This window comes from Solirhodobacter sp., assembly GCF_964715405.1.
Genome location: NZ_CBAICG010000090.1, coordinates 1 through 3,850, shown reverse-complemented (window position 1 = coordinate 3,850; position 3,850 = coordinate 1). Strand labels below are relative to the sequence as shown.

Sequence of the window (3,850 nt, the reverse complement as noted above, 5' to 3'; positions counted from 1 at the left end):
GCCGCGCGGGCGGCGCGCCTTCATGCGGGCCGGGATTCCCGGCCTGATCCTGTCGGGCAAGGGCGCGGCCGACGCGGTGCCGGGGGCTTGCGCCGAGGCCCGGATCGTCATTCTGGGCGCGGCGCTCGATGGTCCGCGCCCGCCGGGGTGCCGGGTGATCGACCTGAAGACCCTACGCCGCAGCGGCGCGCTGTCGGTGGAGGTTTCGGGCGGGGCGCTGGTCTTTCAGAGCGCGCGCGCGGTGCAGGGCGACCGGCCCTGGACCCGCGCCGGGCACCGCTACCCGCTGCGTCCCGCGCTGCTGCCGCCGCTGGCGCGCGGGCCCACCGGCGCCGATCCGCAGCAAGTCCCGCACGCCGCGGAAAGCCCGCTCGAGGCGGTCACGCCGACCAGTGACGATGACGCCCGGATGGCCGGGGCCGGGGATTAAAGCGAATTGCGTTTATCTTGATTCAGAATTCGCCCCAGGACTTGGGCGAATTCTGATGTCGTCGTGTCAGATGAAACGCAATTCGCTCCAAGGCGGCGCCGGAGAGCAGGGCGGGACCGGTCCGACCTCAGTAGCTGCGGATCAGCCCGACCAGCCGACCCTGCACCTTCACCCGGGTGTCGGGCAGCAGGCGCGTTTCATAGGCGGGGTTGGCGGCTTCGAGCGCGATCATCGCGCCCTTGCGGCGGAACCGTTTCAGCGTCGCTTCGGCATCATCGACCAGCGCCACCACGATGTCGCCGTTCTCGGCCGTCGACTGTTCGCGGATCACCACGATGTCGCCGTCATTGATCCCGGCGTCGATCATCGAATCGCCCTTCACCTCCAGCGCGTAATGCTGGCCGCGGCCCGAGAGCATCGAGCCGGGCACCGCGATGTGGTGCGAAATGTCCTGAATCGCCTCGATCGGGGTGCCCGCCGCGATGCGGCCCATCACCGGCAGTTCCAGCGCGTCGATCGGTTCGACCGGAATCGCGGTGGCAGGCCGGTCGGGCCGGTCGCCGGGGATCAGCCGGGGGCTGAAGCCTTCACGCGCCATCGCGTCGGGCAGTTTGACAATCTCCAGCGCGCGGGCGCGGTGGGCGAGGCGGCGGATGAAGCCACGCTCCTCCAGCGCCGTGATCAGGCGGTGGATGCCGGACTTGGAGCGCAGGTCGAGCGCGTCCTTCATCTCGTCGAACGAGGGTGGCACCCCGTCACGCTGCATCCGGGTATTGATGAAATCGAGCAGTTCCAACTGCTTGCGGGTCAGCATCCGGCGGGCTCCGATCCTGGCTGCGACAGGTGTTCAGTCATTGTTCTACCCGTGTTCCCGGTTTGTGTCAAGCGCCCGGTCACAGCGGCAGATACTCCACCTCGGTTCCGGCCGGGCGGGCGCGGTCGCCCAGCGGGCGGATCAGCAGCGCGTCGGCGGCGCCGAGCACGCCCAGCAGCGAGCTGTCCTGGCGGTCGAAGGGGGTGATGCGTGGCAGCCCGCCTTCGTGGCTGAGGCGGGCGCGCATGAAATGCGTGCGCGGGCCGGTGGGGCCGACGTCGGCTGCCAGCACCGCCCGGTCGCGGCGCGGCGCGCTGGCGCCAAGGCCCAGCATCACGCGCAGCATCGGCGACATGAAGAGATGCGCGCAAACGATTGCCGAGACGGGATTTCCCGGCAGGCCCAGCACGGCGGCGCCGCCTAGCCGCCCGGCCATCAGCGGCTTGCCGGGGCGCAGCGCGATCTTGTAGAAGGCGCGCTCCATCCCCAGATCGGCGGTCACCTTGCCGACCAGATCGTGATCGCCGACCGAGGCGCCGCCGATCGTCACGATCAGATCGGCGCCCTTTGCCAGGCCCAGCACCAGGGCCAGTTCGGCCTCGGTGTCGCGGGCGATCGGCAGCATCCGCGCCTCGGCGCCCTCGGCCTCGACCATCGCCTTCAGCGCGAAACCGTTGGAGGCGATGATCTGGTCGGGGCGCGGGTCTTCGCCGGGCATCACCAGTTCGTCGCCGGTGGCGATCAGCGCCACCACCGGGCGGCGAGTCACCGGCACCAGCGCCACATTCATCGACGCCAGCAGCGCCAGGTCGTGCGGGCGCAGGCGGCGCGGCGCGGTCATGCGGAACCCGGCCGGAAAGTCGCCGCCGCGCGGGCGGATGTTGGTGCCCGCATCCAGCCGGTCGCCCAGCGTGATCACATCGCCGTCGGGCGTCACATCCTCCTGGATCACCACGCGGTCGGCGCCGACGGGCATCGGTGCGCCGGTGAAGATGCGCGCCGCCTCGCCGGGGCCGACGGAGCCGGTGAAGGCATGGCCCGCGCCCGCCTCGCCGATCACGCGGAAGCGCGCGCCGGGGCCGGCGGTCAGGCCGCGGATGGCGTAGCCGTCCATCGCCGAGGCGTCGAAGGGGGGCTGATCGCGGCGGGCGGCGACGTCTTCGGCCAGCACGCGGCCGCCCGCTTCGGCCAGCGCAACCCGTTCCACCCCGAGCGGCGCGACGAGGGCGAAGACCCGCTCCAGCGCCTCTTCGACGGTGATCACGGCTGCGCCTCGAAGCGGCCGGACTTGCCGCCGTCCTTCATCAAAAGGCGGATGTCGGTGATCTCCATCCCCTTCTCGACCGCCTTGAGCATGTCGTAGACGGTCAGCGCGGCGACGGTGACGGCGGTCAGCGCCTCCATCTCGACCCCGGTCTGGCCCGAGGTCTTGACGGTGGCGGTGATCCGCACGCCGGGCAGGGCGGTGTCGGGCTCCAGTTCCAGCGCGACCCTGGTGATCGGCAGCGGATGGCAGAGCGGGATCAGGTCGGCGGTCTTCTTGGCCGCCATGATGCCCGCCAGCCGCGCCACGCCCAGCACATCGCCCTTCTTCGCGGTGCCTGCGGTGATCTGCGCCAGCGTCTGCGGCTGCATCCGCACCGTGCTGGTCGCCACGGCAATGCGGTCGGTGACCGGCTTGGCCGAGACATCGACCATATGCGCGCGACCCTCGGCGTCGAAATGCGTCAGCGCCATCAGAGGCCCCCCTGCGTCACCAGCGGGTTCGCCAGCAGATCGCGCGTGGCCTGCGCGACGTCGGCCTGCCGCATCAGGCTTTCGCCGATCAGGAAGGCGCGCACGCCATAGCGCGCGAGGTCGGCGAGGTCGGCGGGGGTGGACAGGCCACTTTCCGACACCAGCACCGCGCCTTCGGGCGCCAGCCGCGCCAGACGGCGGGTGGTGTCGAGGCTGACGTCGAAGCTGTGCAGGTTGCGGTTGTTGATGCCGATCAGCGGCGAGGCGAGGCGGGCGGCACGTTCCAGTTCGGGCTCGTCATGCACCTCGATCAGCACGTCCATGTCCCAGACGATCGCGGCGGCCTCCAACTCGGCGGCCTGCGCGTCGGACACGCTGGCCATGATGATCAGGATGCAGTCGGCGCCCCAGGCGCGCGCCTCGACGACCTGATAGGGGTCGTAAAGGAAATCCTTGCGCAGCGCGGGCAGCTTCGTGGCGGCGCGCGCGGCGGTCAGGAACCCCGGTGCGCCCTGAAACGAGGGCGCATCGGTCAGCACCGACAGGCAAGCCGCGCCGCCCGCCTCATAGGCGCGCGCCAGCGCGGGCGGATCGAAATCGGCGCGGATCAGGCCCCTGGAGGGGCTCGCCTTCTTGACCTCGGCAATCAGGCCGTAGCCCTGGCGCGAAGCCCGTTGCAGCGCGTCCAGAAAGCCGCGCGGGGCCGAGGCTTCATGCGCCTGCGCCTCGACCTCGGCGAGGGGGTGCGCGGCCTTGGCGGCGGCGATCTCGTCGAGTTTGTAGGCCTTGATGCGGTCGAGAATGGTGCTCATGCGTCTTTGGTAGCGCGGGAGCTTGCGGAAGGGAAGCGGGGGGCTGCCTGCCCCCCG

The 3,850-nt window shown here is 70.9% G+C and carries 4 protein-coding genes and 1 pseudogene; 1 reads left to right on the top strand and 4 read right to left on the bottom strand.

Annotated elements, in window-relative coordinates:
- Positions 1-430 (top strand): annotated as a pseudogene (locus AC11WY_RS19205) (hypothetical protein); the annotation flags it as partial.
- Between the two features lie 127 nt (positions 431-557).
- On the opposite strand, the gene lexA reads toward AC11WY_RS19205, so the two are convergent.
- From lexA to trpC, 4 genes are all read right to left on the bottom strand, one after another.
- A complete protein-coding gene (lexA, locus tag AC11WY_RS19200; protein ID WP_482928470.1) occupies positions 558-1,244 on the bottom strand; it encodes a transcriptional repressor LexA in 687 nt (228 codons plus the stop codon).
- Positions 1,245-1,323: 79 nt separating this feature from the next.
- Positions 1,324-2,508, bottom strand: coding sequence for a molybdopterin molybdotransferase MoeA (locus tag AC11WY_RS19195; protein ID WP_482928468.1), 1,185 nt, complete (start codon positions 2,506-2,508; stop codon positions 1,324-1,326).
- Positions 2,505-2,984 carry a cyclic pyranopterin monophosphate synthase MoaC gene (gene moaC / locus AC11WY_RS19190; protein ID WP_482928472.1) on the bottom strand — a complete coding sequence of 160 codons (480 nt, stop codon included), beginning with the start codon at positions 2,982-2,984 and terminating at the stop codon, positions 2,505-2,507. The genes AC11WY_RS19195 and moaC overlap by 4 nt, the downstream gene beginning before the upstream one ends.
- On the bottom strand, positions 2,981-3,793 hold the full coding sequence (trpC, locus tag AC11WY_RS19185; RefSeq protein WP_482928466.1) for an indole-3-glycerol phosphate synthase TrpC: 813 nt from the start codon (positions 3,791-3,793) through the stop codon (positions 2,981-2,983). Before trpC ends, moaC begins: the two co-directional genes overlap by 4 nt.
- Between the last annotated feature and the right edge of the window lie 57 nt (positions 3,794-3,850).

Coding starts and splice junctions, on each gene's coding strand:
- lexA (WP_482928470.1), bottom strand. CDS start 1,244: ATGCTGACCCGCAAGCAGTTGGAACTGCTCGATTTCATCAATACCCGG.
- trpC (WP_482928466.1), bottom strand. CDS start 3,793: ATGAGCACCATTCTCGACCGCATCAAGGCCTACAAACTCGACGAGATC.